Annotated in this window: 28 protein-coding genes, 1 tRNA gene and 1 pseudogene; 4 read left to right on the forward strand and 26 right to left on the reverse strand. The window is 47.9% G+C overall.

Translation table 11 applies throughout. The features are described 5' to 3' along the window. Positions 1 to 11: 11 nt before the first annotated feature. The 4 genes from rbsD to AC3IRK_RS12450 all read right to left on the reverse strand — a co-directional run bounded on the left by rbsD (position 12) and on the right by AC3IRK_RS12450 (position 2,745). Positions 12 to 401, reverse strand: a complete 390-nt coding sequence (rbsD, locus tag AC3IRK_RS12435) for a D-ribose pyranase (RefSeq protein WP_131502180.1) — start codon at positions 399 to 401, stop codon at positions 12 to 14. Next, on the reverse strand, positions 398 to 1,276 hold the full coding sequence (gene rbsK / locus AC3IRK_RS12440; RefSeq protein ID WP_489170033.1) for a ribokinase: 879 nt from the start codon (positions 1,274 to 1,276) through the stop codon (positions 398 to 400). Before rbsK ends, rbsD begins: the two co-directional genes overlap by 4 nt. Then, positions 1,273 to 2,253, reverse strand: coding sequence for a LacI family DNA-binding transcriptional regulator (locus AC3IRK_RS12445; RefSeq protein WP_188004657.1), 981 nt, complete (start codon positions 2,251 to 2,253; stop codon positions 1,273 to 1,275). The genes rbsK and AC3IRK_RS12445 overlap by 4 nt, the downstream gene beginning before the upstream one ends. Before the next feature lie 147 nt (positions 2,254 to 2,400). Next, complete coding sequence (locus AC3IRK_RS12450) at positions 2,401 to 2,745, reverse strand: hypothetical protein (protein ID WP_188004658.1); 345 nt, start codon at positions 2,743 to 2,745, stop codon at positions 2,401 to 2,403. 136 nt (positions 2,746 to 2,881) lie between these two features. Here AC3IRK_RS12450 and AC3IRK_RS12455 point away from each other — a divergent pair, with 136 nt between their 5' ends. Beyond that, positions 2,882 to 3,202, forward strand: a complete 321-nt coding sequence (locus AC3IRK_RS12455; protein WP_131972318.1) for a hypothetical protein — start codon at positions 2,882 to 2,884, stop codon at positions 3,200 to 3,202. 496 nt (positions 3,203 to 3,698) lie between these two features. On the opposite strand, the gene AC3IRK_RS12460 is transcribed toward AC3IRK_RS12455, so the two are convergent. From AC3IRK_RS12460 to AC3IRK_RS12505, 10 genes are all read right to left on the reverse strand, one after another. Further along, positions 3,699 to 3,953, reverse strand: a complete 255-nt coding sequence (locus tag AC3IRK_RS12460) for a hypothetical protein (RefSeq protein WP_012371257.1) — start codon at positions 3,951 to 3,953, stop codon at positions 3,699 to 3,701. A gap of 13 nt (positions 3,954 to 3,966) precedes the next feature. Then, on the reverse strand, positions 3,967 to 4,869 hold the full coding sequence (locus AC3IRK_RS12465; RefSeq protein WP_012371258.1) for an acyl-ACP desaturase: 903 nt from the start codon (positions 4,867 to 4,869) through the stop codon (positions 3,967 to 3,969). Between the two features lie 352 nt (positions 4,870 to 5,221). Next, positions 5,222 to 6,514 (reverse strand): phosphopyruvate hydratase, encoded by a 1,293-nt coding sequence (gene eno, locus AC3IRK_RS12470; RefSeq protein WP_114595125.1) that lies wholly within the window; start codon positions 6,512 to 6,514, stop codon positions 5,222 to 5,224. Between the two features lie 73 nt (positions 6,515 to 6,587). After that, positions 6,588 to 8,135, reverse strand: coding sequence for a 2,3-bisphosphoglycerate-independent phosphoglycerate mutase (gene gpmI / locus AC3IRK_RS12475; RefSeq protein ID WP_114595124.1), 1,548 nt, complete (start codon positions 8,133 to 8,135; stop codon positions 6,588 to 6,590). After that, positions 8,136 to 8,888, reverse strand: a complete 753-nt coding sequence (gene tpiA, locus AC3IRK_RS12480) for a triose-phosphate isomerase (protein ID WP_026827585.1) — start codon at positions 8,886 to 8,888, stop codon at positions 8,136 to 8,138. A 27-nt stretch (positions 8,889 to 8,915) separates the two neighbouring features. Next, a complete protein-coding gene (locus AC3IRK_RS12485; RefSeq protein WP_131502185.1) occupies positions 8,916 to 10,100 on the reverse strand; it encodes a phosphoglycerate kinase in 1,185 nt (394 codons plus the stop codon). Positions 10,101 to 10,223: 123 nt separating this feature from the next. Then, complete coding sequence (gap, locus tag AC3IRK_RS12490) at positions 10,224 to 11,231, reverse strand: type I glyceraldehyde-3-phosphate dehydrogenase (protein ID WP_489170036.1); 1,008 nt, start codon at positions 11,229 to 11,231, stop codon at positions 10,224 to 10,226. Positions 11,232 to 11,284: 53 nt separating this feature from the next. Further along, on the reverse strand, positions 11,285 to 12,313 hold the full coding sequence (locus AC3IRK_RS12495) for a sugar-binding transcriptional regulator (protein ID WP_131972316.1): 1,029 nt from the start codon (positions 12,311 to 12,313) through the stop codon (positions 11,285 to 11,287). A 114-nt stretch (positions 12,314 to 12,427) separates the two neighbouring features. After that, on the reverse strand, positions 12,428 to 12,691 hold the full coding sequence (locus AC3IRK_RS12500; RefSeq protein WP_114595120.1) for a glutaredoxin family protein: 264 nt from the start codon (positions 12,689 to 12,691) through the stop codon (positions 12,428 to 12,430). Continuing rightward, on the reverse strand, positions 12,688 to 13,839 hold the full coding sequence (locus AC3IRK_RS12505) for an RNA polymerase factor sigma-54 (protein ID WP_489170037.1): 1,152 nt from the start codon (positions 13,837 to 13,839) through the stop codon (positions 12,688 to 12,690). The genes AC3IRK_RS12500 and AC3IRK_RS12505 overlap by 4 nt, the downstream gene beginning before the upstream one ends. A gap of 166 nt (positions 13,840 to 14,005) precedes the next feature. Between AC3IRK_RS12505 and AC3IRK_RS12510 the strand changes: the two genes are divergently transcribed. Further along, a tRNA-Arg gene (locus AC3IRK_RS12510) sits at positions 14,006 to 14,081 on the forward strand. 177 nt (positions 14,082 to 14,258) lie between these two features. Continuing rightward, positions 14,259 to 14,846, forward strand: a pseudogene (gene clpP / locus AC3IRK_RS12515) (ATP-dependent Clp endopeptidase proteolytic subunit ClpP); the annotation flags it as partial. A gap of 115 nt (positions 14,847 to 14,961) precedes the next feature. On the opposite strand, the gene AC3IRK_RS12520 reads toward clpP, so the two are convergent. From AC3IRK_RS12520 to hprK, 11 genes are all read right to left on the reverse strand, one after another. After that, the gene (locus AC3IRK_RS12520) at positions 14,962 to 15,198 is read right to left on the reverse strand and encodes a hypothetical protein (RefSeq protein WP_012371268.1); all 237 of its coding nucleotides are present in this window, start codon (positions 15,196 to 15,198) and stop codon (positions 14,962 to 14,964) included. An 81-nt stretch (positions 15,199 to 15,279) separates the two neighbouring features. Continuing rightward, a complete protein-coding gene (gene whiA / locus AC3IRK_RS12525; protein WP_131502189.1) occupies positions 15,280 to 16,236 on the reverse strand; it encodes a DNA-binding protein WhiA in 957 nt (318 codons plus the stop codon). Further along, positions 16,233 to 17,231 (reverse strand): gluconeogenesis factor YvcK family protein, encoded by a 999-nt coding sequence (locus tag AC3IRK_RS12530; protein WP_114595117.1) that lies wholly within the window; start codon positions 17,229 to 17,231, stop codon positions 16,233 to 16,235. The genes whiA and AC3IRK_RS12530 overlap by 4 nt, the downstream gene beginning before the upstream one ends. Then, a complete protein-coding gene (rapZ, locus tag AC3IRK_RS12535) occupies positions 17,231 to 18,100 on the reverse strand; it encodes an RNase adapter RapZ (RefSeq protein ID WP_131502190.1) in 870 nt (289 codons plus the stop codon). The genes AC3IRK_RS12530 and rapZ overlap by 1 nt, the downstream gene beginning before the upstream one ends. A 112-nt stretch (positions 18,101 to 18,212) precedes the next feature. Then, positions 18,213 to 19,175 (reverse strand): thioredoxin-disulfide reductase, encoded by a 963-nt coding sequence (gene trxB, locus AC3IRK_RS12540; RefSeq protein WP_131502191.1) that lies wholly within the window; start codon positions 19,173 to 19,175, stop codon positions 18,213 to 18,215. A gap of 60 nt (positions 19,176 to 19,235) precedes the next feature. Further along, entirely contained in the window at positions 19,236 to 20,720 is a 1,485-nt protein-coding gene (locus AC3IRK_RS12545; RefSeq protein WP_131502192.1) for a tetratricopeptide repeat protein, read from the reverse strand. 96 nt (positions 20,721 to 20,816) lie between these two features. Continuing rightward, the gene (gene kapB, locus AC3IRK_RS12550; RefSeq protein WP_131972313.1) at positions 20,817 to 21,197 is read right to left on the reverse strand and encodes a sporulation phosphorelay system protein KapB; all 381 of its coding nucleotides are present in this window, start codon (positions 21,195 to 21,197) and stop codon (positions 20,817 to 20,819) included. Between the two features lie 29 nt (positions 21,198 to 21,226). Beyond that, the gene (locus tag AC3IRK_RS12555; protein ID WP_131972312.1) at positions 21,227 to 21,709 is read right to left on the reverse strand and encodes an acyltransferase; all 483 of its coding nucleotides are present in this window, start codon (positions 21,707 to 21,709) and stop codon (positions 21,227 to 21,229) included. Beyond that, entirely contained in the window at positions 21,693 to 22,349 is a 657-nt protein-coding gene (gene ppaX / locus AC3IRK_RS12560) for a pyrophosphatase PpaX (protein WP_489170038.1), read from the reverse strand. The genes AC3IRK_RS12555 and ppaX overlap by 17 nt, the downstream gene beginning before the upstream one ends. A gap of 4 nt (positions 22,350 to 22,353) precedes the next feature. After that, complete coding sequence (gene lgt / locus AC3IRK_RS12565) at positions 22,354 to 23,187, reverse strand: prolipoprotein diacylglyceryl transferase (RefSeq protein WP_131502196.1); 834 nt, start codon at positions 23,185 to 23,187, stop codon at positions 22,354 to 22,356. Continuing rightward, positions 23,187 to 24,122, reverse strand: coding sequence for an HPr(Ser) kinase/phosphatase (hprK, locus tag AC3IRK_RS12570; RefSeq protein WP_012371278.1), 936 nt, complete (start codon positions 24,120 to 24,122; stop codon positions 23,187 to 23,189). Before hprK ends, lgt begins: the two co-directional genes overlap by 1 nt. A 119-nt stretch (positions 24,123 to 24,241) precedes the next feature. Here hprK and AC3IRK_RS12575 point away from each other — a divergent pair, with 119 nt between their 5' ends. Next, positions 24,242 to 24,634, forward strand: coding sequence for a hypothetical protein (locus AC3IRK_RS12575; RefSeq protein WP_131502197.1), 393 nt, complete (start codon positions 24,242 to 24,244; stop codon positions 24,632 to 24,634). Between the two features lie 106 nt (positions 24,635 to 24,740). Here the strand turns inward: AC3IRK_RS12575 and AC3IRK_RS12580 are convergent, their stop codons facing one another. Continuing rightward, complete coding sequence (locus tag AC3IRK_RS12580; RefSeq protein WP_489170040.1) at positions 24,741 to 25,844, reverse strand: DUF4097 family beta strand repeat-containing protein; 1,104 nt, start codon at positions 25,842 to 25,844, stop codon at positions 24,741 to 24,743. Positions 25,845 to 25,900 lie beyond the last annotated feature (56 nt).

The following is a 25,900-nucleotide window of genomic DNA, read 5'->3' on the forward strand; positions in this document are numbered from 1 at the left end:
ACTTCCTCCCCTTAAAAAATGACGCCGGCGTGTAAGATGACGTTCGCATACGGTGTCGCTTCACCCGTCCGGATGATGACTTTCGCCTGCTTCGTCAATTCCTTGAATGCTTCGTGCGATACATAGTCTTGCGGTACGTCGAGTTTCGTTACGGCCTCGAGTGCAACTGAATTAGCTTCTTTGATTTCTGTCGCCAGTGTCACCTGTTCGACGGCCATATCGTCGGCAACGATCCGAACAACATCGACGAACGATGGCGTTCCGAGTTCAAGTGCCAAATCAATCCGTGCTACACCGGCCGGAATCGGCAGACCGCAGTCGGCAATGACGATTGTATCGGTATGACCAAGATCGGCTAAGACTTTACTGATCTGACTGTTTAAAATACCGTGTCGTTTCATGCTTCAACCTCCATCTGTTCACGTGTCGGCATCCCGCCTTGTGCGCCAAGCGCGCGGACGGACATACCGGCTGCTTTATTGGCAAAGCGAATCGCTTCCGTTAAGGTTGCACCGTCGGTCAGGCTGACCGCGAGTGCACCGTTGAACGTATCACCGGCACCTGTCGTATCAACGACGTCCGTCTTGATCGCAGGGACCGTCACGATCGCCTCCCCGTCATAAAAGCGGGCACCCCGGCTGCCTTCCGTCACGATCAATTTATTCGGGTATTGCGTCAACCAATGTTCGAGCGGTTGCTGTTGTCCGAAGATCAAAGCGCATTCATGTTCATTTGGTGTCAAATACGTCACGTCTGCAAGTAACTCGTCATCAAGCACGATGGCTGGCGCCGGATTCAAGACGACGGGAATGCCGTGTGTCTTGCCGTAACGCGCCACCTGTTTGACGGTCGCGAGCGGAATTTCGAGCTGTAACAAAATCATGTCTGCCTGACCAAGCAGGCTATCGAGTTGATTCTCGTCATAGACGACCGCTAAGTTCGCCGACTGGACGACGACAATCGAGTTGTCACCTTCTGCGAGCGTGATGTGGGCCGTTCCGGTCCGTTCATCCGCAATCGTCTGCAGATGGGTCGTCCCGACGTGCTCTGTCTCGAAGTTCTGACGAATCGCCACGCCGTTCGCATCGTCGCCGACACAGCCGACCATTTCGACGTGACCGCCGAGGCGGGCAATCGCAACTGCCTGGTTCGCCCCCTTGCCTCCCGGTACCGTATGGAAAGCGGATCCGATGACCGTTTCGCCTGCTGAGGGACGACGATCGCTTTCGACGACTAAGTCCATCGAGATACTTCCGACTACACTGATTTGTTTCATAACTGTTCATCCTTCCGCTTCGTTGTTTCCCGTTCAATGACTTCGACCATCAATTCGTGATGGACGGCTGCAATCTCATTTCCTTCAATCCGTTGAATCAACAGCTTCGCTGCCAGTTCGCCCATCTGATAAATCGGTTGGGCAATGGTCGTCAGTGGCGGCGAAATCATCTGACCGAGTTCAATTCCGTCATAGCCGATGATTTGCAACTGCTCCGGAATCGCGATTCCCCGCTCCGCTGCAACCTGAATCGTCGCCGCTGCGATGACATCGTTTGCTGCGAAAATTCCGTTGCAGTCGTAATGGTCAAATAAGTAGTTGGCTGCTCCGAGCGCCCCCTGGAAATGAAACGGCGACTCGATGCTTGCGACCAGATGTTTACCGGCAATTTCTTCAAATCCGTCACGCCGCTTGCGGATCGTTGGTAATTTCGACGGACCGCTGATGACGACCAGTTCGGTTGCCCCGTGATCAAGCAGAAACTGGGCGGCTTTTTTCCCGCCGTCATGCCCGTTTGAGGTCACTGTCGGAATCGCTCCCTGTAACACACGGTCCAGGGCGACGATCGGTACTTCAAGTTTTTCGTAGTTCGGATTGTTCGAATAGTTAGTTGTGATGATCAATCCGTCAACATGCATCGCTTCGAGCGATTGAATATATTCTTGTTCTTTCTGAAACTGTTCGTCTGTGTTACACAAAATCACCTGAAATCCGTGTTGATGTGCCATATCTTCCACAGCACGTGCCAGTTGCGGAAAAAACGGGTTTGTGATGTCAGGTACGATCAAACCGATCAATCCGGATCGTTTTTGAAACAACGACCGGGCGACCCGGTTTGGTCGGTAGTCCAGCTGCTTAATCGCTTGCAGGACGGCTGTTCTTGCTTTTTCGCTGACGTATCCTTTTTCATTCATGACACGCGATACCGTCGCGACGGATACATTGGCCACTTTCGCTACTTCCCGGATGGTCGACATGTTCGCCACCTCTTTCTTTTGATAACGCTTACAATATGTATCATATTGTGTAACCGGTTACACATCAATCCTTTTTACGAAAATATATTTTATTTTTTTCGGAATGCAACAAAAAAAGTCCTGATAAACGTTGCAGCAGAACGTTTGTCAGGACTTTTTCGAATGATTCGGATGACGCTTTTCATAAAACCGGCGAAACAATGCTATCAGAAATGCTAGAATCGCGAGTGGCTCCAGCAAATAAATCAGTAAAAATGTAATATCAATGATGGCATCTTCCGGATTATAGCGAAGAATATAGATAGCTCCCGGCAACAAAGCAATCAGACCCGTCACTCCAAGGAGCGTACCGAGAATCATGCTTTGGCGTGAGAAACGGCTCGTAATTTGAAACAGTCCGATAAAGAAGATCAGTTCTGTAAAATAGATGATGCGCAACTGAATATCGTCCATCGTGGGGTCCAGACCCAAAAACAAGTAACGAAACAGCATCTCCATCCCCCCCTACCTCTTTCTGTACCCGGTTATCCGCTCCCTTAATGCCCTGATTCCAGTTTATCTGCATATCCTATCTGACTTTAGGGAATAGCTTGATAGTAACAGTACTTTTAGAAAGTTGGGGGTTCGTATGAAAGAAGATCATTCGATGAAAGTCGTCAGTTGTTTAAACGATTTTTTTCAACGGAACGAAGAACCACTACAGGTCGATCTATTGCGTGGTCTTCCACCGGTCGTCTTATTATTAAAAGATGAGGCCAAACGGTCTTTTACAGCGGAAGAAAATCTTCATGACGAACTGCTCAGTGACATCAAACGCCTGGTTCAGGAATGTCTGGACCCACAGACGTTACGTGAACTCGATATCGATGCCGACTTACCAGAGTTCTTCGTCACGCGTGCTCCACTCTATTCTGCCCATCATTACCTCGTTACGTTTATCGAGGATTGATTTTAAGCAGTATAATTCTATTTTGATACTACGGGATTCGACGTTTAGTCGGTCTCGTTTTTTATATGTACCAAAAATCATTCATTCGCTCGCTTTTCTAGGGCGGAATGCGAGCCGCGGATTTCTTTCAGATCTCCGGGTCTCGCCTGTTCCTGACGGAAGCGTTGCTTCCTTTTCCCTTAGAAGTAAGTCGAGCTATGAATGTTTTTCTGCTTTCCTATGAAACTGTTATCACGCATTTCACGCGACTCCTACAGGAAAAAGCGCAAGCCTGCTTGCGCTGTCAGAGACAAACAAGACCCGATTGCCTGCCTCAATGAGGCAGACAAACTGGCTTGTGTCTCACCTGAGGAAAGCGCGTGAAAAAAAGCGTGCTCCCTTTGCACCTAACCTTAGAAAAGCAAACGAACGGCTAGTTTTGTCAAACCATACTCAACGCAAAAAAACAGCCTCCCGCCAAGCGGGAAACTGTCAACTCAATCCGTAGATTACTTACTTAATTTTCGACTTCAAGAATAGCTTCGATTTCTGCCTCGACTTCTTTATTCACCATCTGCGAACGTTTTTTTCTTAATTCAAGATCCATTTCCTGATCAATGAACTCGTTCGTATGCTTGTCAAAACAGCTGTAGCAAATCGGATAAAAGTCTTTTTCCTCTGTCTTCAACGAATTGAATTCCCACGTGTTCAGTTCCAAATAACTGACTTGGTTATTCGTTTCTTTTCCGCATATTTCACACGTCATTTTCATTATTCTCCCCTCGTCATGCATCGATCTTATTTTTTGCTGATTGGCGATCCTTGATACGTTTCAAACGCCCATGATATTTCATGATATTCGCTTGGGATTGTTTGGCCTCTTCGCTCGTAGGTTGCAAGTTCTCAATATCCCAGTATTTCACGACGACATCTAATACCTGGTCAAAGTATTGGAGGGGTCCGTAATTCGTATCAATCGCAATGGTCTTCATACGCTCGGTAAAGTCCGGCATGATCGCACCCGGCATCGAGAAATTGATGATGACATCTTCAAAGAACACGATGAAGTTTGGATCGAGTTCAAGGTGCGCTTTCACCGTGTCACGGTAGAACGCATAATGAAGAGCTTCGTCTTTTGCCAAACGGCGGAGCAGTGTCGCCAAGTCTTTATCATGCGCACCGGCCACTCGTGCTACGTTGTTATAGAAAACGAGTGTCGCAAGCTCTTGCAACGACGTATACGCCATAGTCGCTAATGGATTCGTGAAGTCCGGGAACCAGCCGCTTTCAACGACGCGTCTTCTTAACTGATGCAACCGTGTCGGATTGACGTTTCGCGTCACGAGTAAATACGTTTCCAGTAAGCTCGAATGCTGGTCTTCTTCCGCTGTCCACGTACGGACGAAATCATTGATGACTTCCATCGAGTTTTTAAACGTGTAATCCAAGTGCGACGTATACCAAGGTAAGTTCACTTCTGTCAGTAATGCCGTTTCCACGGCAACGATGACACCTTCCGGAAGCGTGACTTGACTCTCCTCCCAAGGAACGCGTTTAAACGACATCGCCTTGTCCCATGGAATGAATTCGTGATAACTCCAATCAATATTGGCTGAACGCTCCTTATGTAAGCGATACAATTCTTTAATGCGTGGTTCTAAGCGTATATCTAAATCTGAATTTAACATGATCATTTCTCCTTTAGATGTTTTTTGAACCTTCACCCGTTCAAATGTATTTAAGCCTTATAATGATTGTGCTTAAACTTATTTATAACTATAACATTTTAATGACCAGGTAGTAAAAGAAAGGTCTCATAAATTTGATTTTTTACCCCTTGGAATTGAATGGCGTTGGTATGTACTCAATGGCAAAACCATTTGTTTTGAATCATTTCTGATGTCAGATCGAATTCAACTTCTTTTACTCAATGAATCATGAACACAAAAAACCTCCTATTCGTGTGCGGATCGCACACATGAATAGGAGGTTTCGGCTGTACAGTGAATGTACAACACACGTTAAATTATCAACCTGGAATTACTTCTTAAGGTTGTAGAATGATTTGATTCCGTCGTAGACAGCAACGTCTGAAAGCATGTCTTCGATGCGGAGAAGTTGGTTGTATTTCGCGATACGGTCTGTACGTGAAAGTGAACCAGTTTTGATTTGACCAGCGTTTGTCGCAACAGCGATGTCAGCGATTGTTGAATCTTCTGTTTCACCAGAACGGTGAGAAACAACTGCTGTGTAACCAGCTTTTTTCGCCATTTCGATTGCGTCGAATGTTTCAGTCAACGTACCGATTTGGTTAACTTTGATGAGGATCGAGTTCGCGATGCCTTTTTCGATACCTTCAGCGAGTTTCTCTGTGTTTGTTACGAACAAGTCATCACCAACGAGTTGGACTTTGTGTCCGATACGATCTGTAAGAAGTTTGTGGCCATCCCAGTCGTTTTCGTCACAGCCATCTTCGATTGAGATGATTGGGTATTTGTCAACGAGTTGTGCATAGAATTCAACAAGCTCTTCTGTTGTAAGGACTTTGCCTTCGCCAGCGAGGTTGTATTTTCCAGCTGCTTTATCGTAGAACTCAGAAGAAGCGACGTCCATAGCGAGGTAAACATCTTCGCCTGCTTTGTAGCCAGCTTTTTCGATTGCTTCAAGAATAACTGTGATTGCTTCTTCGTTTGATTTCAAGTTTGGAGCGAATCCACCCTCGTCACCGACTGCTGTGTTAAGACCCATTCCGCTAAGAACTGATTTCAACGCGTGGAAGATTTCAGCACCCATACGAAGAGCTTCTTTGAATGTTGGAGCTCCAACAGGCATGATCATGAACTCTTGGAAATCAACGTTGTTGTCAGCGTGTGATCCACCGTTGATGATGTTCATCATTGGAGTTGGCAATGTTTTCGCGTTGAATCCACCGAGGTACGTGTAAAGTGGAAGACCAAGCTCATCTGCAGCAGCACGTGCAGCAGCCATAGAAACACCAAGGATTGCGTTAGCGCCGAAGTTCCCTTTGTTTTTCGTACCGTCGAGGTCGATCATCTTTTTGTCGATTCCTGCTTGGTCGAAAACATCGTAACCGATGATTTCAGGTGCGATTTTTTCGTTGACGTTGTCAACTGCTTTTAAGACACCTTTACCGAGGTAACGTGATTTGTCGCCATCGCGAAGCTCAACTGCTTCGTGCTCACCAGTTGATGCGCCTGATGGGACGAGTGCGCGACCAAAGCCGCCGTCTTCTGTATATACTTCTACTTCTACTGTTGGGTTACCGCGTGAGTCAAGAATCTCGCGTGCATAAATCTCTGTAATCATTGACATTTAAATTCGCTCCTTTTTGTTTGAGAAAGATTAGTTTGTGGTGAGACAGTGACAAGTCGATCGATTGACGGGATTATTTCTTTAATACAATCGATTTCCCCGTCATTTCTGCCGGTTGATCTGCTCCGAGTAAATCGAGAACAGTTGGTGCCAAGTCTGCCAATACGCCAGTCAATGGCTCAAGGAGTTCGACGTCCTCGACCGTGACGATACATGGAACAGGTTCTGTCGTGTGAGCCGTCATCTTGCTACCATCGGCATTGAGGACTTTGTCCGCATTCCCGTGGTCGGCTGTGATGATGGCTGCGCCACCCTTGCTGAGAATCAAATCAACGACTTGTCCAAGACATTTATCTACCGCTTCGATCGCCTTCTTCGTCGGCTCGAGCATACCCGAGTGACCGACCATATCGGGATTGGCGAAGTTGAGGATAATTGCGTCATGTTCGTCCGAGTTGATTGCGTCAACGAGCGCTTCTGTGACTTCATAGACACTCATTTCCGGTTTCAAGTCGTATGTCGCGACTTTTGGAGACGGGATCAGAATCCGATCTTCTCCTTCGTACGGCTCTTCACGTTGACCGTTAAAGAAGAACGTGACGTGCGGGTACTTTTCAGTTTCCGCAATCCGCAATTGTTTAAGGCCTTGTTTCGATAACGTTTCACCGAGCGTATTTTTGATGTCTTCCGGTGGGAAGACGATGTCCGTATCAATCGCATCCGAGTACTTCGTCATCGAGACGAGCAGCAGGTTCTTCGGCGCATTGTCCGGCAATTCAAAACCATTGAAGCCTGTTTTTTCTTTATACGTCTTGGCGAGCTGAATCGCACGGTCCGGACGATAGTTGAAGAACATGATCGCATCGTTATCGTGGATCGGTGCTACTGGAGTACCGTCTTCCTGCACGACTACCGTTGGTTCAATGAACTCATCTGTAACGTCTGTTTTGTACGAAGCTTCGACCATCGCGATTGGGTCTTTTGTTGTCGGACCGTCTGCGAACGTGATGACGTCATAGACTTTCTTGACGCGTTCCCAGCGGTTGTCGCGGTCCATCGCATAATAACGACCAGAGACACTTGCGAATTGACCGACGTTTAACTCGTCCATCTTCGCTTGGGCATCACGGAGGAAACCGGCTCCTGATTGCGGATCACAATCGCGGCCATCCGTGAAGGCATGGAGATAGACTTTTTCGATTTCGTGAAGTTTTGCGAATTCAAGCACGGCATACAAGTGGTTGATGTGACTGTGGATTCCACCGTCAGAGACCAGACCGAAGATATGAAGGGCTGAACCGTATTTTTTCACGTGACCTGCCGCATCGTTCATCGCTTGACGCGAGAAGAACGAGCGATCCTTAATGGCATTGTTGATTCGGGATAGCGATTGGTAGACGACGCGACCTGCACCGATGTTCAAATGACCCACTTCTGAGTTCCCCATTTGACCTTCAGGCAAACCGACGTATTCTCCTTGCGCATTCAACAACGTATGCGGGTACTGTTCCCAGTACCGGTCGAAGTTCGGTTTGTTTGCTGCCGTGACAGCATTTCCGAACTCCTCGTCACGCATACCGAAACCATCAAGGATGATCAGTGCGACTGGACGTTTTTTCATTTAAATCGCCTCCAACAGTTTGAGGAACGATCCTGTCTCAAGACTTGCGCCACCAACTAAAGCACCGTCGATGTCAGGCTGAGCCATATATTCTTTGATGTTGTCCGGTTTGACACTGCCGCCGTACTGGATGCGGACTGCTTCTGCAGCTTCCGTACCGAATTCAGCTGCGATGACATCGCGAACGAATTTACAAGAATCTTGTGCATCTTGTTCTGTTGCTGATTTTCCTGTTCCGATTGCCCAGACAGGCTCATATGCGACAACAAGGTTTTTAACCTGATCGACTGTTAAGCCTTTCAAGCTGTTCGTTGTTTGTTCACGGATGACTGATTCGAATTTCCCGCCTTCGCGTTCTTCGAGTGTTTCACCGACACAAACGATTGGCACGATACCATGCTCAAATGCTTTTTTCGTTTTGCTGTTGATGAACGCATCTGTTTCTCCGAAATACTCACGACGTTCTGAGTGACCGAGGACGACGTATGTTACGCCAAGTTCTTTGAGCATCACTGGGCTGATTTCACCTGTGAATGCGCCGCTCTCTTGGTCATACATGTTTTGAGCGCCGATTTTCAGGTCCGTTCCAGCTGTCGCTTCTGTCAAGTGTGCAAGGAATACAGACGGTGCACAGACAGCCGCGTCGACTTTCGAAGAAGCGGGTACAGTTCCTTTGACTTCCTCAGCGAATGCCACAGCATCCTTGAGGGTAAGATTCATTTTCCAGTTACCTGCGATAATTGGTTTACGCATTGAAAACACTCCCTTGTGAACTTTAGATTACTTGTCGTTAAGCGCTTCGACACCTGGAAGAGCTTTACCTTCCATGAACTCGAGGCTTGCGCCGCCACCAGTAGAAATGTGACTCATTTTATCTGCAAGACCGAATTTCTCAGCCGCTGCAGCAGAATCTCCACCACCGATGATCGAGTATGCATCGCTGTCCGCTAATGCTTGAGCGACACCTTTTGTTCCGTTTGCATATTTATCAAGTTCGAACACACCCATTGGTCCGTTCCAGACAACGAGTTTCGAATCCTTGATTGCTTCTGCATACAGTTCGATTGTTTTCGGACCGATATCGAGTGACATATGATCCGCTGGGATACTGTCGATATCGCGTGGTCCGACGTATGTTTCTTCGCCGAATTCCTTCGTGATGACACAGTCGACCGGCATCAAGAATTTAACGCCTTTATCTTCTGCTTTTTTCATGAATTCCTTCGCCTGTTCGATTTTGTCAACTTCAAGAAGTGACGTACCGACTTCATAACCTTGAGCTTTAAGGAATGTATAAGATAATCCTCCGCCGATGATCAACGTATCGACGATATCAAGCAAGTGATCGATGACGCCGATTTTGTCCGCGACTTTCGAACCACCGATGATCGCTGTAAACGGACGATCCGGGTTTGAGAGGGCTTTACCGAGAACCTGAAGTTCTTTTTCGATCAACAATCCTGCTACAGCTGTCTCGACATGGTGTGCGATTCCTTCTGTAGAAGCGTGCGCACGGTGCGCTGCACCAAATGCGTCGTTGACGAAAACGTCTGCAAGTTTCGCAAAACCTTCTGCGAGTTCAGGATCGTTTTTCGTTTCGCCTGGGTAGAAACGAACGTTTTCAAGAACGATGACGTCTCCTTCTTCAAGCTTGCTGACCGCTTCTTCAGCGACCGGACCGTATGCTTCTTCAACGAGCTTGATGTCCTTACCAAGCAGTTCGCTAAGGCGTGCTACGACTGGTGCAAGTGAGAACTCAGGGTTTTTCTCGCCTTTTGGACGTCCCATATGGCTTGCGAGGATGACTTTCGCTCCACCGTCAACCAAGTGTTTGATTGTCGGAAGGGCAGCACGGATCCGTGTATCATCTGTGATTTTGCCGTCTTCTAGCGGTACGTTGAAGTCCACACGTGTAAACACGCGTTTTCCTTTTACATCGATATCGCGAATTGATTTCTTATTCATACATTCGTCCTCCGTCTCATACGTATAGTGAGGGGCTGATGCGCCCCTCCAGACTTTTTTCCGCAATAAGAGCGGAGACTGTATCGTTTCCGCTCTTATTCAATTGCTATTTAATTGCTCGAATTACTTAGCGATTTCTGCGAAGTGTTTGAGTGTGCGAATGAGCTGGCTAGTGTAAGACATTTCGTTGTCATACCAAGCAACTGTTTTAACGAGTTGTTTGTCGCCGACTGTAACGACTTTCGTTTGTGTTGCATCGAAGAGTGATCCGTAAGAGATACCAACGATGTCAGAAGAAACGATTTCGTCTTCAGTGTAACCGTAAGATTCGTTAGCTGCTGCTTTCATTGCCGCGTTAACTTCTTCAACTGTTACTTTCTTCTCGAGAACTGTTGTGAGCTCAGTGAGTGAACCTGTAGCAACTGGTACACGTTGTGCTGCACCGTCAAGTTTACCTTGAAGTTTTGGAAGAACAAGACCGATTGCTTTAGCAGCACCAGTTGAGTTAGGAACGATGTTAGCTGCCGCTGCACGTGCACGACGGAAGTCACCTTTAGGGTGTGGAGCGTCGAGTGTGTTTTGGTCGCCAGTGTAAGCGTGGATCGTTGTCATGAGACCTTGAACGATTCCGTACTGATCTTGAAGAACTTTAGCCATAGGCGCGAGACAGTTCGTAGTACATGAAGCACCAGAGATAACTGTTTCAGTTCCGTCAAGAATTTCGTGGTTCGTGTTGAAGACAACTGTTTTCATGTCGCCAGTAGCAGGTGCTGAGATAACGACTTTTTTAGCGCCGGCTTTCAAGTGAAGCTCAGCTTTTTCTTTGTCTGTGAAGAAACCAGTACATTCGAGAACGATGTCAACACCGAGCTCGCCCCATGGGAGTTCTTCTGGGTTGCGGTTAGCAAGTGTTTTGATTTCTTTACCGTTGACGAGGAAGTAACCGTCGTGTACTTCAACTTCTCCGTCGAAACGACCTTGAGTCGTATCATATTTCAAGAGGTGTGCAAGCATTTTAGTGTCTGTAAGGTCATTGATTGCGACTACTTCGATTCCGTCAAACTGAAGAATTTGACGAAGTGCCAAACGTCCGATACGTCCAAATCCATTAATACCAACTTTTACCGCCATGATAATTTTCCTCCTTTTAATGTAAAGCGAGTTATCTATTATTCAAAAGGGGGCTACCCTTTCAAAATCGTTGTTGCTGCCCCTTCATCCGTAATCAGGATGATGTCCGGGGACTGTTTGACATACGCATTGATTGCTTCTGCTTTAGAATGTCCTCCGGCGACGACGATGACGTGTTCGACTTTTTTTAAGTCGTCGAGTTGAAGACCAACCGTCTTCACCCGGTGCACGATCTTTCCGTCCCGATCGAAGTAATAACCAAATGCTTCCGCTACCGCATGTTCCTGTTCAAGCTGTTCCAGTAACTCGGTCGAAGCGCGACGACGTTTTGCCATCGTTTTTGCCTCACCAATTCCATGTACCACGATTGAGGCATCTTTAATCATTTGTAACACATTTTTAATGCTCGGCTCTTCCACCATCTTCACAAACGTTTCCTTACTGACCATGTCTGGTATGTGCAATAAGTGATAATCACTTTGTGCACGGGATGCCATCCGTGAACAGACCGTATTCGCTTGTAATTCAAGGGTTTCACCTAAACCGCCACGTGCCGGCACGAATGTCATCGGACGGTTTTCCTTATCGGGCGACATCATCGCCGCGACGGAAGCCATCGTCGTACCTCCTGTGACTGCAATCGTGTTGTGTACAGATGAAGAAAGTTCTCGTTTCAAACGTGCGACCGTCGCACGTCCCATATCGCGTTGCACCCAGAAGGTTTGATCCGAATCTCCTGGTACGATGACGACATCCCGGACACCCAGTTTTTCCTGTAAGGCTTTCGCCATGTCAGAAATACCGGCCAGTTCTGCCATCACGCTGTGCATACTTCGTAAGACGATCCGCCCTTCATCCGTCAAAGACATTCCTTGTGTCGCCACTTCGAGCAATCCCTGCTCTTTCAGGAAGTCCACTTCCCGGCGTAATACCCGTTCCGTCAAGCCGAGGCTTGTTGCCAGGGTCCGCCGGCCAATCGGCTGCATGAGCCGGACATAATGAAGTATGTCGTAACGTGTCTGCATTTCTTCGATCAGATCAGGCACGATTCGTTTTTGGATCTGTACTAACTGCCGAATCATGTATTCCCGCTCCTCTCAAGTTGCTGGACACTTTACGTCCCGCGTGTCATATCTTGTCCCACTTGGTACATCCTCATCATAACAGCCCTCGTACAAGGATTCAAGCCTCGCCCTTTAACTTTTTTCAAGTAAGCGGTTTCTTATCGCCTCTGTCTCGAATTTGCCATAACTCCAAATTTCGGACTGATGCATGACGACAGGAATTTCATATAAAAACCGGAGACTGAGCGCAGCATCTTCTTCAATGTTCACTTCTTCGAATGTCCAATCCGGAAATTCATCGAGCACGAAATCAAGTAAGAAGGCGGCTTCCTCACATAGCGTACATCCGGGACGTGAATACAGTGTTAAGGTCGTGTGTTCTTTTGATGGCATCATTCATTCGCCTCTCGTCGTTTCGTCATGTCGGACCGGGTCAAGTACAGACCCGCCCGATACTTCGCGACTGTCCGTCTTGCGACCCGGATGCCTTCCAGGTCGAGACGGTTGACGATCTGTTGATCCGACAGCGGCGAGGTCGCTTCCTGAATCAATTGTGCGATTCGGGCCTTGATTAAAAAGCTCGATGTGCCGCTTTTCGTCTTCGATACAAAAAAATTCTCAAGCTCAAGGGTTCCCTGAACCGTCCGGATCGTTTTGTTGGCAATCGCCCGACCAATCGTCGAAGGATGGTATCCCGTTTGTTCGGCGACTTCTTTTTTCGTCAACGGTTCTAAATGAAGTTCCCCTTTGAACCAACGGATTTGCCGCGCAATGATAACGTCCAGAATCGAATGCAAGGTTTTGCGTCGTCGTTCATAGGCGCTCAAAAAAGGTGTTGCTTCCTCAAGATCCGTCCACGACGTATCAAGTGTTAAGCTATACCAGTTGACTTGCACCTGACCGTCGACCCACTCGACATCGGCTTCCGGGATCGTCATCGTGGTCGATGTCGGTAAGAGTGGGGTTTTCGGTAACCGTTCAATCCGTAGCTTCATTTGTTTCCGCTCTGTCCCGTCATTAATCTTTTCCAAGACGTTTGTAAGAGATTGCCCGTCTGACAGATCAGCGACCAAATCAATCAAACGGTCTTCCTCAAGCTCCATGGCATGCAACAGGCGACACTCCGCTTCCGAGCGTGCCGCGATTCCGGTCGGTTCACATTGCTGAAGCAGTTGTCGTGCCTGCTTGATTGTCGACTCCTCACAGTCAAGCAAAACTGCTAATCGTGCATCGGTCGTTCTGAGTAATCCATCCGCGTCTAAGTACAGGATGAGTTGTTCCGCCATATATCCTATTTCCTGTCTGACCGATTCTAAACGTATTTGCTGAAGAAGTTCCGCTTCAAATGAGTCAATCCGGTCTGCAACCTGCGCTAAATCCGGCGGAATCATTTTTCTTCCATTATGTTCAGTCCGAGTAGCACGACGGATGATTCGGTACAATCGTTCCTCGAGTTCTGCCCGCGTCTCTTCCAGCACCGCCAATTGAAACAACTGAGCGGCTGACATCACGAGACGCTGTTCTTGTTCCTGTCTCTGTTCCATCCGTTCCCCTCCCTTTCCCGATTAAAATAGATTCTGCTTCTATTATATAGGATGGACCTTCATTCAATCGTCTCTTACGTTTTGACAAAAAATCAGTAAACTTGAAAATCTAGTATTGCTTTTCTGAAAAAATGTCGGTATACTATTAATTGTTCAGTAATTACATGCACCCGTAGCTCAGGGGATAGAGCACTGGTTTCCGGTACCAGGTGTCGGGAGTTCAAATCTCTCCGGGTGTACCATACTTGAATCTTCAGGCAATGCCGTTTACGGTATTGCCTTTTTTCTATACTGATATGTTTAACAGGAACTGTTTCAGGAAAAATATATAAAACCAACAGCGTATCTTTTGACCAATATTGACCAAAGGATTATGATAAGGACAAGTCGAATATGAGCTACATACCAACCATAAGGAGGCAAAGACTATGTTAATTCCAACAGTCATCGAACAAACCAACCGCGGGGAACGTGCTTACGATATCTATTCCCGTTTGCTGAAAGACCGCATCATCCTTCTCGGGAGCGCGATTGACGACAACGTCGCCAACTCAGTCGTTGCCCAGTTACTTTTCCTAGCAGCAGAAGATCCAGATAAAGAAATCTCACTTTACATCAACAGCCCGGGCGGCTCAATCACAGCAGGTATGGCGATTTACGATACGATGAACTTCATCAAACCGCAAGTTTCAACCATCTGTATCGGAATGGCTGCTTCAATGGGTGCATTCTTGCTTCAAGCCGGCGCTAAAGGAAAACGTTTTGCACTTCCAAACGCCGAAATCATGATCCACCAACCACTCGGTGGAACACAAGGTCAAGCATCGGATATTAAAATCCATGCGGAACGTATCATCAAAATGCGTGAACACTTAAACAAAATCATGGCTGAAAACACAGGACAACCACTTGAAGTCATCGAGCGTGATACAGAGCGCGATAACTTCATGTCTGCTCAAGCAGCCGCTGACTACGGTTTAATCGACCGCGTCATGGAACGTGCATAATTTTCACCAGACCGTCTTCGCAACTTGCGAGGACGGTTTTTTCATGTGTACAAAAAAAGACCACTGTCCTTTGCGTCACTCTTCTCAGAACAGACGCGGACAGAGGTCCTATTTTTTAGTCAATCAAATCTGTGATATCAGATACGATATCGTGGTTTTCGCGAATCAATGTGTAGATTCCGTTCGCATGAGGTGAAAGTTCTTCTTCCGCCTGCAATTGTTTCAGGAACAACGATGTCGCAAAAGCGACGAGCGTACTTTTTGGTACACCGATTGTTTTCGCTTTTTTCGTAAGCACTTCATCAAACTTCGCATCAACTGTCAGCGAAATACGTTTTTTCTCATTAGCCATTTCAAAAACTCCTTAATTCGAACATTTAGTTGCATCGACTATATATTATAGTAGACTATTGTTCATCTCGCAAGTTACTCCCTAAAGAGCCCCGGTCATCGACTCGCCGTTTCGGATTTTATCCGCAATTTGATCAATCTTGCGCAATCGATGATTGATCCCGGATTTCGAGATGGAACCACTCTCGACCATCTCACCGAGTTCCTGCAAGGTCACGTCTTGATGTGTCACCCGCAAGATGGCGATTTCTCTTAATTTGTCCGGCAAGACATCAAGTCCGACCGTCCGTTCGAGAAACTTAATGTTCTCGACCTGGCGTAACGCCGCCCCGACGGTTTTGTTGAGGTTCGCCGTCTCACAGTTGACGAGCCGGTTGACCGAATTCCGCATATCTTTTAAAATCCGGACATCCTCAAACCGTAACATCGAATACGTTGCTCCGACGAGCTTAAGAAAATCAGAAATCTTCTCACTTTCCTTGATGTAGAGAATATGTCCTTTTTTCCGTTCAATCGCTTTTGCATTCAAATCAAACTGATTCGTCAGGCTGCGTAAAGCAGCATTATGTTCTTCGTACAGACTGAAGATTTCCAGATGGTACGAAGACGTCGCCGGATTGTTCAACGAGCCTCCGGCTAAAAAGGCACCGCGCAGATAGGCCCGCGCACGCCGTTCGTCGTTGACGATCGAATCACTAATCGAACGGATCATCGTAAACCCTTCCCCTAAAATACCAAGGTCTTGTAAAATCTTATCCGCCTGTTGTTTGACGCGGACGATATAGACATTATTTTTCTTCAGACGCATTTTTTTCCGGACGAGTAAATCCAGATGGACGGCATAGGCGCGTTTGAGCAAGGAATAAATACGGCGGGCAATCGAAGCGTTTTCCGTCGAGATATCCAGTGTCAGTCCACGTCCCAGTCCAAATGAGATTGCTCCATTCATCCGGGCCAAGGCAGCAAGTTCCGCCTTCATTTCATGATCGGTGATCGCGATTTGCGTTAACTCTTTTTTGACTTCTGATGCAAAACTCACGTCAGTTCCTCCTTCCCTTCGAATTGACGCACGCGTCGAATGGATAGAACTTTCCGCATGACGAGGCTTGCGACAGCATCCGAGTCATGACGGATGAAGTGATGGTTATAATCCACGATATCGTCCGCGAGTACTTCAATTCCTGCTTCTTCAAAGCTTGATTCATCATAGGTCACGATGTCGGCATGATCCTTTTGATACTTCCGCAGATAACTGACATCAATCGATTCGTTGTTGACGATGATTGTATCAATCACCCCTTTACCGAGGAATCGTTCCAACACATTCAAGTGATCATTTGCCGTAAAGGCTGTCGTCTCACCCGGTTGCGTCATGACGTTACAAATATAGACGACCGGCGCAAGCGATTGACTGATGGCGTCCCGGATTTCCTCAATCAGGACGTTCGGAATGACACTCGTATAGAGACTGCCGGGACCGAGGACGATGACATCAGCATCAAGAATCGCCTGAATCGCTTCCGGAACCGGACGGACATCCTCTTCCTCGAGGAAAATCCGCTCGATGACTTTGCCGACTTTCGGAATCAGGGATTCCCCTTTGACGATCGTTCCGTCTTCAAACTCGGCGCATAACGTAATCGTCCGTTCCGTCGCCGGATAGACTTTCCCTTCGGCATTCAAGAGTTGTCCCATGACACCGATCGCTTCGACGAAGGAGCCGTTACAGAGCTGCGTCGCTGCCGTCAGCATCAAATTACCGAGTGAGTGCCCGTGCAGACCTTCTCCCGTCTCAAAACGGTACTGCATGATCCGGTCCATCAACGTTTCCGATTTAGACAGCGAGACGATGACGTTCCGGATATCGCCCGGCGGTAACATGTTAAACTCTGTCCGTAGACGGCCCGAGCTTCCGCCGTCATCCGCGACGGTGACGATGGCCGTAATATCAAGCGGGTAATGTTTTAATCCGCGCAAGAGAGTCGATAGGCCCGTTCCTCCGCCGATAGCGACGACTTTTCGTTCCCATTTCATTATCTCTCCTCCTTCGCGTGGACATAATCCCGGTGATTCGTCACGATATGGTATTGGTTCTTAAACTCTTTACTGATCGCTTCAGCAAACGTAATCGACCGGTGTTTTCCACCGGTACAACCGAGCGCCACGACGAGCTGCGATTTTCCTTCCCGCTCATACTGGGGAATCAGGAATTCGAGCATGTCGACGAGCTTTTTATAAAACAGCTTCGCTTCCGGCCACTGCATGACATAAGACGAGACTTCAAGATCGAGACCGGTCTTCGGTCGGAGTTCCGGAATGTAAAACGGGTTCGGCAGGAAACGTAAGTCAAACACGAGATCTGCGTCGAGCGGCAGACCGTGCTTGAAACCAAACGACATGACATTGACGGTGAACGGAATCCGTTCCCCTTCGGTAAACTCTTTTAAGATCCGTTCCTTTAAGGCGAGCGGTTTAATATCACTCGTATCCATCAGCAACTGGGCTTTATCGCGGAATCCTTCGAGCAATGTCCGTTCCCGTTCGATGCCGATCAACGGAGACGCGGTCGGTGCGAGCGGATGCGACCGGCGGGATTCTTTATACCGGCGGACGAGTACATCATTGCGGGCATCAAGATACAACATCCGGATTTGCAGATTCGTTTTTTTCAAATCTTCATAAACGACAAAGAAGCTGTCAATGAAATCACGAGCCCGTGTATCGATGGCAACGGCGATTTTCGGACGCACCTGCCCAATCACTTCAATCAATTGTGGCAATAACGTCGGTGGTAGATTGTCGACACAAAAATAGCCTAAGTCTTCAAAGCTGTTCATTGCGACCGTTTTTCCGGCGCCACTCATTCCTGTAATGATGACCAGTTGCGGTTGATTCTGTTCCATCTCTTCGCCCTCCAGACAACAGTTCCGTGTGTATTTTTTACTCTCGTTTCAGTATAACATAAAAAAAGAGCCAGCTTGATGGAAGAGCTTCCCAACCAAGCTGGATCTTGAATTAGACTTGTGATGATTCCTGTAATTCTTCAAGCAACGCTTCGATATAGTGTTGCGCGTTTTGCGCCGCAATCGAACCGTCGTTTGTTGCTGTGACGACTTGACGAAGTGTTTTTTCACGGACATCGCCGGCTGCAAAAATACCTTTGATGTTCGTTTCCATGCCTTCGTTCGTCACGACATATCCTTGATCGTTTAAGATGCCGAGATCCTGCACATATCCTGTGATCGGGTTCATCCCGATGTAGATGAAGACACCATCAATCGGATACGTCGTCGTTTCCGCTGTTTTCGTATTGATCAATTCCACGCCGCCGACTTTTCCGTTATCTTCGTTGATCTGTTTGACCGTATGGTTCCAAATGAAATCGATTTTCGGATTGTCGAATGCACGTTTTTGAAGAATTTTTTGAGCGCGTAACTCTTCACGACGGTGAACAATCGTGACTTTTTTCGCGAAGCGTGTCAAGTAGACACCTTCTTCGACAGCCGAGTCACCGCCACCGATGACGAACAGTTCTTTTTCTTTAAAGAACGCACCGTCACAGACCGCACAGTAGGAGACACCGCGTCCGCCGAGTTCTTCCTCGCCCGGCACACCGATTTTCTTGTACTGGGCTCCTGAGGCGATAATGATCGCCCGGGCATGGTAATCCTTGTTGTGTGCGTGAACGGTCTTGAATGCCGGACCGTCTTCGATGCTGCGAACGTCTCCGTACGCATACTCTGCACCAAATGCTTTGGAATGGTCGAACATTTTTTGTGAAAGATCCGGTCCAAGAATGCTGTCATAGCCCGGATAGTTTTCGATGTCTTCCGTGTTGGCCATCTGTCCGCCCGGAATACCGCGTTCAATCATCAAAGTCGAAAGGTTCGCACGTGATGCGTAAAGTGCCGCTGTCATGCCGGCAGGACCGGCACCAATAATGATGACGTCATAAATTTTCTGTTCAGTTTCTGTCATGATTCCACCCCATCTGTATTTTCGTTGTAATTTGAGTATAGGTGAGAATCGTACAAACGTCTAACACTTTGCACGGGCCGGGTTCAAAACGCGTTGATAGGAACGGATCGTCGCTGCGGTATCATCAAATGAAACATGAACGAGTGACGCACAGTCTTCAATCAACATGCCGTCGCGGACATCGTGAAACAGATAGATCAAGGCCGCAGCCGACTGTTCGACCGAATCAAACGTCTCACCGCTCAGGAAGAGTCGGGCAAATCGTTCGTAAAAATCACCTTCGAGGCTCATTCGTTCTTCATCCGAAACAAAACGTTCCGCCAAACGGATCGTCATCAAGGCACGTTGAATCCGAGCATTGATCACTTCGTGCTCCCCGTTCATCTCATGAATGATTTGTTCGGTCAGTAATAAAACGTCCGGATGATCCGTCACTTCCGGCATCATCGATAATGCGAGCTTCGCTTCTTCATCGTTCAGCTTGCCGAGTAACAAGGCCGTAAAAATCCGCGAGACATCATCTTCTGTCTTCAAGGCCTGGATCAAGGCGGAGCGGAACTGGAGGTTATGACGGATGTCGTAAGCTTCCCGTTCTTCCCGCATGCCTTGCGCTTCTTCTGATTGAAGGAACGCAGCCGCTTCTTCGATGTGTCCCGTCTTGAATGCTGAAATCGACAACCAGTGACCAAACAACGGGTCTCCCCGGTAGCCGCGACGTTCAAGTAACTTCAGTTCTTCGTACGCCAAATCGTGGCGACCGATGATCGCAAGCGTTGAAGCGACCTTATAGCGCGTCTCAAGATTCACAGAGCGGACGTGTTCGAGTTTGTTCGACAAACGGTGTGCTTCTTCATCTTGTCCCATCTCATGCAACAACACGAGCGTGTTACAGAGAGCATGCAGGTTTCCCGGATTTCCATCAAGGACTTGTTCGAGTGAAGCAAACGCACGATCATTTTCACCGAGGTAAAACTCGACGATCGCAAGATTGTTATAGGCCGGCCAAAATGTCGGATACTGGGCAATCAACGACTCCAATGTGTCCTGCGCCGCAAAGAGCATCCCTTTATCGATTTGACGTTGTGCTTGAGCATGTAAACGAATCAATTCATCCTCATCGTCATCTTCCATCTCTTGTTCGAGATCGATTAATTCCACGAGCGCGGCCGATGCCTCTGCGTGTTTCCCGTTTGGTGCACTGGATAAATATTCAAGCGCGTACTTTTTCGCCTCTTCATATAAGGAGACATGCGCGTAGTTATTCGCTAAATAAAACAAGGATTCCGTATTTGACTGGTCGAGCGTCCGCACTTGTTTCAAGACATCATTTGCATGATTGATTTCGCCTGTCTCGAATAAAACACGGGCGTAACGTAAAAGGTAACGGATGTCACTCGGCTGAAGTGTTGTCGCTTCGTCGAGGTGATAGACCGCCTCTTCCAGTCGCCCTTCCCGGTGCGCCTTCCGTCCGCGGAAATAAAAAAGCTCCGCTTGGCGCGTTGTAATCGCAAAGGGGTCTGCTTTGTATTCAGTTAATTCCATCATGATTCAAGCCCCCATAGATCTAAATCTGGTTTCGTAGTTGCAGAGACAAGAATAACCTATCTCGGAAACCGTTGCAACAGAAAAAAACGCCGGGGTTTATCCCCAGCGTTTCGCATAAATCGATTCCAGTTCCTTGTAATTCTCCAAGCATTTTTGTACGAAAGCATCCGTCTCCGGGTTTTGTCCATTCAAACGTTCGACTTCCTTGTCATATGCCTGGCGTAAGCTTTCGGCATAGCTCGGAATCTCACCTTCATAGGCATAGACGACACCGGGGGCGACCGTCACTTTTTCGTGCGGGTGTAAGGCAGTACGGACATGGAAGAGCGGGACGTCGACCTGATTCGGATTGTGCAGATCACCTTGAATCGGATGTTTCTCGACGGCCAATACTTCGACGACCAACCCTTGCGGACGTTCGGCAAATAATCTTCCGAAATACTTTCCTGTTTTATACGTAAAGCGGATTTGATTCATCTCGTCCTCTCCTCCTTCTCACATTTTTGTCACATTTCGTGCCGGCGGAGCGGCTGACTCGAGACCCGTTCGCCGGGCAGAATATCCCGGTGGACGACGGATCCTGCTCCGACCATCGCGCCGTCCCCGATTGTCACTCCGGGCAAAATCGTCACATTTGCGCCAATCAACACATCATTCCCGATCGTCACGTTCCCGATCCGGTATTCGGTCGTCAAGTATTCGTGACAAAGAATCGTCGTATTAAATCCGATGATCGTATTGGAGCCGATCGTAATCCGTTCCGGGAACATCGTATCCGGCATGACCATCAAAGCGAGTGCCGTCCGGTCACCGATTTTCATCCGTATACACGTCCGGTAGAGGCTGTTCTTGAAACGAAGCGATGGTGAGAACCGGCCGATTGTGATAATCGTAAAACACCACATCACTTTGAAGAACGACACCGTCCGGTACATATGCCAAAGCGGGTTCGTTGCCCCGACGTAATACCGGTCAGTCCGCCGTGGCATTTTCGGCCTCGATCCAGTCACTTAACTGTTCCATCGAATCAATGATTAAGTCCGGCTGCAATGCTTCGAGATACGCACGTCCTTTAATGGCCCAGCCGACAGCAACGGTTTTCAGACAGGCATTTTTCCCGCCGTGGATGTCCGTATCATTGTCGCCGACCATGATCGTTTCTTCCCGGGTCGAACCGAGTAACGCCATCGCCTTTTCAAACGGTTCGACAGCCGGTTTCTCTTCCGTCACATCATCTGCTGCAATGATGGCATCAAACAGATGCGTCAATCCAAACAGTTCGATTCCTTTTAACGCGACGCGGCGACTCTTCGACGTGACGATCGCTAATTTATAACCCTGTTCCTTCAATTTTCGTAATCCGACCAGCACCCCCGGATACTCGAGGACAAGCGCATCATGCATCGCGATGTTGTAACTCCGGTAAAAAGCGACCATCTCTTTCCACTGGTCCGCATTCATTTCCGAAAACGACTTTTCCAGTGTCGGTCCGATGAACGGAAGCAGTTCCGCTTCCGTAAACGTCCGGTCCGGATAGTAATAATCGAGCGTGTGGGCAAAACTTTTTAGAATGAGCGGGTTCGTATCAATCAACGTCCCGTCGAGATCAAATAGAATCGTTTGAATCATCGGTTCATTTCGCCTCCCGTTTTGTTCCGTCCAAATAACGGACAGCATTTTTACGAACGAATAGCATGATCAGACCAAAGACAATCAAACAAATCGAGACGATTTGCGCGGTCCGGAGTCCGCCTCCCATCATCAAACTGTCCGTACGTAAACCTTCGATGTAAAAACGACCAATCGAATACCAAATCAGGTAACCGAGGAACACATAACCGCGGCGCGGGTTGAACTTCATCCGCCAAACGATCAATAAGATGACACCGATTATGTTCCAGATACTTTCATATAAGAACGTCGGAATGTAATAGACACCGTCGATGTACATCTGATTGACGATCCAGTCCGGTAAGTGCAACGTATCCTGCAGGAATGTCCATGTCGTTTCTCCGCCGTGGGCTTCCTGGTTAAAGAAGTTCCCCCAGCGTCCGACCGCTTGTCCGAATAACAGCGACGGCGCCAAAATATCAGCAATTTGCCAAAACGAGATGTTTTTCTTGCGCGTATAAATCAGAACGGTCAAAATCGCACCGATGATCGCACCATGAATCGCAATCCCGCCCTGGCGGATGTTGATGATTTGATCAAGATTCTGACCATAATAATCCCATTCAAACGCGACATAATAAATACGGGCACAGATGATACTGATCGGAATCGACCAGATGACAACGTCGACGGCATACTCTTCGTTAAAGCCAATCCGTTTGGATTCAAAAATCGCAATCATCAGACCGACGACAGCGCCAAGCGCGATGACGATCCCGTACCAGTAAATCGGAATCGGGCCCAGTTCGATGGCTACCCGATCAAACGTCGGTTGGACACTCGCTAATGTTCCCATCAAAGACCACCGTTCCCATCTTCAATCGCTTGCGCGAGACGTCCCGCAAACTCTTCTGCTGTGTTGATGCCCATATTTTTTAGACGGTAGTTCATCGCGGCTACCTCGATAATGACGGCTAAGTTTCGTCCGGGACGAACCGGAATCGTCAAGAACGGGATTTCCGTATCGATGATTTGCAGTGTTTCCTGGTCCAGTCCTACCCGATCGTAGACTTTCGCCTGATCCCAAATTTCCAAATTACAGACGAGGCTGATTTTCTTGTGCGAACGAACGGCACCGGCACCGAATAACGTCATGACATCGATGATGCCGATTCCGCGGATTTCAAGCAGATGCTGAATCAATTTCGGAGCCGTCCCGACGAGGATTCCGTCACCGGTTTGACGAATCTCAACCGAATCATCGGCGACCAAACGATGTCCCCGTTTGACGAGTTCAAGTGCCGTCTCGGATTTCCCGACGCCGCTTGCCCCTTTGATGAAGACACCGACGCCGTATATGTCGACGAGCACGCCGTGCATCGCGGTCGTTGGTGCCAGTTCCGCTTCGAGGAAGTTCGTGATTTGCGATTCGACCGATGTCGTATGTCCCTTCGTCGTCAAAAGCGGGACGTTCGTTTCGTCCGCTGCTTTGACGATCGCTTCCGGCACATCAAAACCACGTGTAATCAAAATTCCCGGTGTTTCATCCGTACAGAGAACATTCGCCCGTTCCAGCTGTTCTTCGTACGTCAAGTTGTTGAAAAATGTCAATTCCGTTTTTCCGAGAATCTGGAGACGTTCTGCTGGATAATAGGCATAATACCCGGCGAGAACCAGACCCGGTCGACAAAGATCAGCCGTCAGAATCGGACGGTGTAAGCCCTCTTCTCCGGTGACGATTTTTAAATTGAATTGCTTTACGATTTCAGCTGTTCGCACTTTTGGTTGCACGCTCAATCAGCCCCTTTCACTTGAAGTATTGTACCATATTTTTACGGAAATCAAGGAATTCGATTAGAAGTGGACGATCTTGGGAATGGATTACAGATAACATAAAAAGGAGGGATATTATGATGGACGCTTCAGGCAGTGGCATAGGTTTCATCATCATCATGATTTTATTCGGTATTCTTGCCATCGTCGGCTTTGTTTACCTTATCATCGCACTGATCGACATGTGGAAAGCTTACTCGCGCAATCAGGATCAAACAGCATTACTGTTCTTCATCATCTCGATTATCGGAATCTTTATCAGCGGTTCATTTATCTCGTACATTCTGGCTATCATTTTCTATTGGAACCGCTCACGCCGGAAGAGTTGGATGGGAATCGGATTGATCGTTCTTTCGATTGTCCTCGGCATCATCGGTGTCATCGCATTGCTCTCGTTTGGTTATGACATGAACAATTTCGAAAACATGAATTTTGACGATCCGATGATGGATCAGGATTACGATTATTAATGAGTATCACTTTTTGACTCGGCGACTCCCTATCCTCTGATAGCGGGTCGTCTTTTTTCGGCAAAAAAATCCCTGCCTCCCGATTGATTCAGGGGCAGGGATCACTTTATAGGGTTTGAGGGCTCAAATGAACACCGTGTGTGACTGAAATCGTACCCGTCTTCGTATCGGCAGCGACTTCAATTTTTGGCGTCCGTCCACGACCTGACAGGAAGTGGAGTTTCCGGTTGACGACTTCTTTTTGATCACGGATCAATTCCATCTCATCCAGGTTACAGTTCAATCCGCCAAAGTTCGTTTCCAGTTCACCGTAGACTTCCGCACCATGCGGTAACGTCAAGGCGATACTTCCCGCAAGCGATGAGGCCTGAATCTTCGCATCCTGAACCGTCTTCAGTTCACACCGGACGTTTCCGTTCGCCGTCTTCAGCTCAGACCGTTCAAATACACCGGTTGCGATGACTTGACCATTGGCTGTCTTCGCTTTTAACGACTTGATTTCCGATTCTTCGATTTCAATCGAACCGTTGGCTGTTGATGTCTTCACTTCTTCACTGAACAGGTCGCGGACATGAATCCGTCCGTTTGCTGTCATCAGTTGCACCGACGTCGCATCGAGTGACGATAACGTCACTTCCCCGTTTAACGTCTGCAATATCAATGATTCATAGTGACGGCGCGGAATCTTCAAATGAACCGTCGCCCGAACACGTTTATCTTTTAAACGAATCGATAACGTATTCGCAGAGACAGAGTGCTGAAGTGCTGCTTGCAGTTGCTCCAGTGCCTGTTCTTCGTTAACTTGACGGAGCGGGCGACCGGTAACGGTCAACTCACACTCTTCCAGGTCACCGGGCTCAACGATGGCATTGGCATTAAATAAATCCAAATGAATCGTCTCACCACTGAACGGGAATTGTTTGACGTACGTGACGTTCGGTCCGGATGTTTGGTTGAGTGACAAGTCACTCTCTTTGATCCGGTTGACGAGGCCGTCAAAAGCTGACATGACCTTTGTTGTCAAAGAATCGACCGTATAATGATCGACCCGGTCGTATTGTTCCGGTTCATCCACATATTTATGCTGACTTGCCGACGACGGGTTCTGATCGATTGCTTCAAGCCGTTCGAGTTTGTCGAGCGCTTCGTCAATCGTCAGCTTTCCTTCTTTCACCTGTTCAAGTATCAGTTGGCGCATATCTTGCTTCATCAATATTTCCCTCCTCTGATCTGGTACACGTTAATCGATGTGACTTGCTTATTTAC

The organism is Exiguobacterium sp. GL_137 (assembly GCF_057834585.1).